5 protein-coding genes and 1 pseudogene are annotated in these 4,648 nt (G+C 44.1%); all 6 read right to left on the bottom strand.

The genetic code is table 11. The features are described from left to right. A pseudogene (locus ACFSVM_RS25495) lies at positions 1-409 on the bottom strand (phage head morphogenesis protein); the annotation flags it as partial. Positions 410-422: 13 nt separating this feature from the next. Next, entirely contained in the window at positions 423-698 is a 276-nt protein-coding gene (locus ACFSVM_RS25490; protein ID WP_379265321.1) for a hypothetical protein, read from the bottom strand. Continuing rightward, positions 695-2,185 carry a phage portal protein gene (locus ACFSVM_RS25485; RefSeq protein ID WP_379265319.1) on the bottom strand — a complete coding sequence of 497 codons (1,491 nt, stop codon included), beginning with the start codon at positions 2,183-2,185 and terminating at the stop codon, positions 695-697. The genes ACFSVM_RS25490 and ACFSVM_RS25485 overlap by 4 nt, the downstream gene beginning before the upstream one ends. A gap of 37 nt (positions 2,186-2,222) precedes the next feature. Continuing rightward, entirely contained in the window at positions 2,223-2,453 is a 231-nt protein-coding gene (locus ACFSVM_RS25480; RefSeq protein WP_379265317.1) for a hypothetical protein, read from the bottom strand. A gap of 175 nt (positions 2,454-2,628) precedes the next feature. Next, on the bottom strand, positions 2,629-3,876 hold the full coding sequence (locus tag ACFSVM_RS25475) for a PBSX family phage terminase large subunit (protein ID WP_379265315.1): 1,248 nt from the start codon (positions 3,874-3,876) through the stop codon (positions 2,629-2,631). Next, positions 3,869-4,561 carry a phage terminase small subunit gene (gene terS / locus ACFSVM_RS25470; RefSeq protein ID WP_379265313.1) on the bottom strand — a complete coding sequence of 231 codons (693 nt, stop codon included), beginning with the start codon at positions 4,559-4,561 and terminating at the stop codon, positions 3,869-3,871. The genes ACFSVM_RS25475 and terS overlap by 8 nt, the downstream gene beginning before the upstream one ends. Positions 4,562-4,648 lie beyond the last annotated feature (87 nt).

Genomic DNA, 4,648 nt, shown 5'->3' with positions numbered 1-4,648 from the left:
TAAGCAGCTCATCTGTGCCGTCCAGTTTGCTTTTTGTCAGCACTTCGATGTGTTGACGCATTTGGAGCAACAAAGCTTCTAAGCGAGTCACACGAACTCTAATTGAAGCATTGAGCAGTTCCTTCATCCAGGACTCATCGTAAGCATTCTCTTTTCCTTTGGAAATGTAATCCTCAACAGTCCATCTGAATTCTTCAAGCTCTTTTCCCTTGAGGATCTGTCTCGCTTCAGTGAGCCCTATTTCATTGTTCTTAGCGAAACGGGCATAGAACACTTCGATATCGTGACGGATGGCTGCATCTGCTTTCCGATATTCCCTCCGGAGTTGCGTAAGATAATCTTCAGCCTTATTCAGCTCCATGCCCAATAAAGCTTCCATACGTTTAATCCAGTATTCATCGGATCTCATGAGAATCTACACCTCAATCCTCTATCGCTTCATAAGTCTGTTCGAAGATATCTGCTTTGCATGGATATATTTCACCATTAACGCTCTGTATGATGTAATCCCCTGGCCTGGCTTCCATGCATCCCTCCAACGTATCAATTAATAGTTGTGGTCCTCTTGAATCTTTAGGACAGAAGGCAACAACCCCACTACTAATTGCATCTACGATCCAGACAGGATCTTCTACTTGATCAGGTCCACCTGTCCATTTGAAGGCATCAACTACAACAGGTTTTTTCCTATACCTCATTCTTCATCCTCCTCCGGTGCTGCAGGAGGAGTTGCCCCTGCAAATGGATTTAGCGGATCTTCAAGGGCTGCTTTACACTCCTCTTTGATCCTCTTTTCCTCCTCAGCAGCATCTGTCACCCATGGATGATTTACTCTGATCGTTTCATCTGAGATGATACCCACGCTGTTCTTTGCATTCGTTATTGTTTCACTCTCATTGATTACAATATCTCGGTTAAGCAAGAAATCCACAGTTTCCCCAGAGTAATCAACACCAGTTGTATTCATGAGATGAACATCTATAAACCATAACAGCTGCTCAAGCGCCGCTTGAAACTCCGTCTCAATATCATTTGCATCCATATCCAAATCGGAATACAGGAACCGTAGGGCAATGCCTGAAGGACTGTTTCCGAACTTATCTGACTGCGTATCTACACCCCGGCCGAACTCGTAAATGTTTTTTCGCAGCAACTCGACATGAGTCTTTAGCGCTTCGGTGTCCAGTTTGATATCTACAGGCTTTACCCCGCCGTTCTCTTGCACCTTAACGGCTCGATACGTATTCAGGTTGTGTCTAAACTCACCTAAATCTGTACCATCATAATTCGTGAGCTCAAAGATGTGATTCGGTGTGTCATCTATATTATTACTATTCTCGGAAAGCTTCTTTTCGTAATCATCAGCCAATGATTTGATTACCTGGACAAGTGGCATTTCAATAGTGTTATATTTGAACGGAATGAACGGCACCCGCTCCCAATTCATCCCGGTCTCTTCGCCGTTTTTCACAACTTTGAAGTGTGGACCAAGATCTTCTTCGTCAGCTTCTACATCGGGTATCAAACCAGCCTTTGCGACATCTGAAGTTATCGTGTTCTCTACATAACGCCGAACACCGTCACGACTCCAAAACTCAACCTTCTTGAGTTTCTTTTTGGTCTTCCCTTCATACACGTCCACTTCATACACTCTGATAACCGCATCCAGCTCAGTATGTGCCAAGTCGGACCATAATGGAATGATCTGCTCTGACGGGATCAGCTTCGTTTTAAGCTGCCCTTCTTGATCGTAATAGACCTGCAGCCAGGCAATCCCTTTGTTGAATGATTCCTTGCCAACATTCTTCAGCTGCCGCATAAAGGATTTATCAAAGAATTCCTCAAGAGCCTCAAGGTATGCCTTATTGTCAGTCTGTGTTGAGAACGGCTTGCTGAGAAGATAACCGACCTTCTGATCGACTAGCTTCCGGACAAATCCATGTACCAGCTTATTGTTAGCCAGGTTCTGGACCTCATACAGTACTCCGCTTTCTCCGATAGCCATACGCTTGTGATCTAGGATGTCGGTCCGATTACGGTAATATTGATCGCCAGTGATCATCCACTTGCGTTCATCAGAATTTTCCCATAAGCTCATTTCCTCTCGAATAATCTCTTCAAGAGTCATAACCGAATTTGCCCCGTCCTCCAAGATCTTTATGATCTCCTGCATCATCATACTCATGTACCCTGCCTCCTTTCTTGTTAGCCTTTTCTTTTATTCATTGACACTTAGGTAACCACCCGTGCACCCGGACAATGCTTAAGGCATCGGATTCAGAAAAACCTGCGGCCAATAATTCTTTATAGTAATTATGAATTAATGGTGCTGCCGTTTTTTGTAACTGTGTTAATTCGTATGTCATTGCCACTAATTCATCAAGAGCCATTTGCATCTCCAATTTTCTAGTGGCTGTATTCATTGTCTCCTGCTTCTTGGGTTGCTGTTGCATTTGAAAACCTCCTCCTCCTTTATTACTTTACAGCGTCAACATGTTCACAAAATTATTATTTTAGTGACATGTATTTGACCTTTACACACTAAAAAACCCTTGATTTATAAGGGTTTCTTCACACGCTATTTTTAATAAATCTATTTATTTGCACTATCCTACACAAAATCGGTCCTTAATCGAACGAAATTGACGATGGTTTTCTGATCTGTTCCATTGCATATCGCAGACCATCAAGCGCATGGTTGAACTCATCAATCGGACGATTCAAAAACTTACCGGCTTTATTTTGATCCCATACATAGCTCGATAGCTCGATACTCACATTCGGGCAATTATGTTTGTGGACGATGATCTCGTATTGCTGCAGATACTGGATCCCAGCTTTCACGCTATCAGGACCTTTTTCGGCTTCCCTGATCCTGCCGATCCCATAACCGCGAATTTCAGCGATAGACTTAGGCTCTGCTGAATCAGCAATGATCCGCTCTTTCGCGTAACCTTTTCGCTTTATCATCTTGGCTATATCATCATTAAGCATGCCGTGTTCATAATTCTCGTCGAAGATATAGAGTTTCTTCTCTTCTTTGTTAACGAGAGCTGCAACAAATGCGGTAGGGTCATTCGTATAACCAAAGTCCAAACCGAATATGGCTTTATATCCTGGCTGCCGTGCTATGGCTTTCCAGTTGAAGTCTTCCTCACGCCAATTCTCATAGATAGCACCTTCAGCAATACCCCATTCGCCATTACCCTCGACCTTGTACCGCTTCGGCTTATTCTCCTTCATCCACTCAAAGAGCTTCCGGTCATCATCGCCCAAGAACTCATTCAGCTTGTACGTAGTTGTTAGGGCCAGAATATTCGGATCGTCCTTAACGTCAAAGAAGCGTTTCTTAAGCCAGTGCTTCTCATTCCATGGGTTAAAGGTAAGCGTCAGCTGCTTGAAGTAACCTTCAGGAAGCTCACCACGAATAGACATGTCCACTTTATCGAAATCATCTTCGTTAAGGATCTGATACGCTTCCTCAAACCAAGCCCAACACAAATATCCGGTATCCACCGTTATAGACGTAATGGACATCGGATCATCAAGGCCCCTGAAAAGTATCTTCTGGCCAGTGGGCTTATATATGGCTTCGAGTGGGCTCTTCTTGAACTGCCATAGGTGCGCTACACCTAATTGATTTGCAGCCCATTTCAGCTGTGCCCAGGTTGAGTCTTTATGTGTATTGAAAGTCTTCCGCAGGACGAGAGTATTAGCAAGTGGAAACTTCATCATGTTCTTGATATACCACATAGCAGCTGTAACACTCTTCTTTGATCCGCGACCACCCTTTACAACGCGGTACCGACCTCTGAACCGCCAAAAATCAACATACCCCTTACCGATCTTCTGCTGCAGGCTGATTTCTTTACTCATGAAGATCATCCTTAATGATCACAGGCTCAAATTTATTCTCAGTGTCCATCTCAGCAACTTTACCTTTAAGAATCTCAAGGCGCAATTTGTGCTCCTCATCGACATAAGGTTGCCGGCACATCTCCTCATACTGCTTAATCATATTTTGCAGGGTAGTCATTGCACGGCTTTGAGCTTGCAGGAAATTGGCTTGCTTATCCCAAGCAAATTGGAATTCCCATTCATGTTCATCGCCATACTCACCGGGCTTCTCCCGTTTCAGGACCTCGGTAACATCTTCTTTATCCTTAACGTACATGATGTGTTGGGCACGAATTATGGCCGTGTATTGGATTGTGATATTGTCCCAAAGCATATCGATCGGGGAGCGCTCCTGGATCTGCTGCATGATTTCTAATGCGTCTGCAGGAAGGTGTTTACTGAAGAAACCATGTGTCTTAGCGTTCTGATTTCCCTTCGGTGCAGCTCCTCCTCGATTACCCTTAGCATTCTGATTGCCTGCAGGTGCACCTACACGTTTTGTATGCACACTTTTATCTGAGGGTGCACCCTTTTCCCTAAACCATCCATGGCGCTTCTTCCAGCTCTTGACTGTGTTCAGGGAAACACCGTACTTATCTGCAATGTCCTTATATTTCATGCCATCCAGGTAATCCTGTTCGGCCAGCACATGATTGTCGGCCATCTACATCACCACCACCCCCGGAAATTGAGTTTGAATTGTAATATTTCCGTTCCGATCCATATTTTGAGCGATCCTATATCAATCCTT

Origin of the sequence: Paenibacillus shunpengii, from assembly GCF_042684905.1 — a bacterium.
Lineage (GTDB): Bacteria > Bacillota > Bacilli > Paenibacillales > Paenibacillaceae > Paenibacillus > Paenibacillus shunpengii.
Note: the sequence above shows the minus strand (reverse complement) of the source record. Positions and strands in the feature narration are given on the sequence as shown.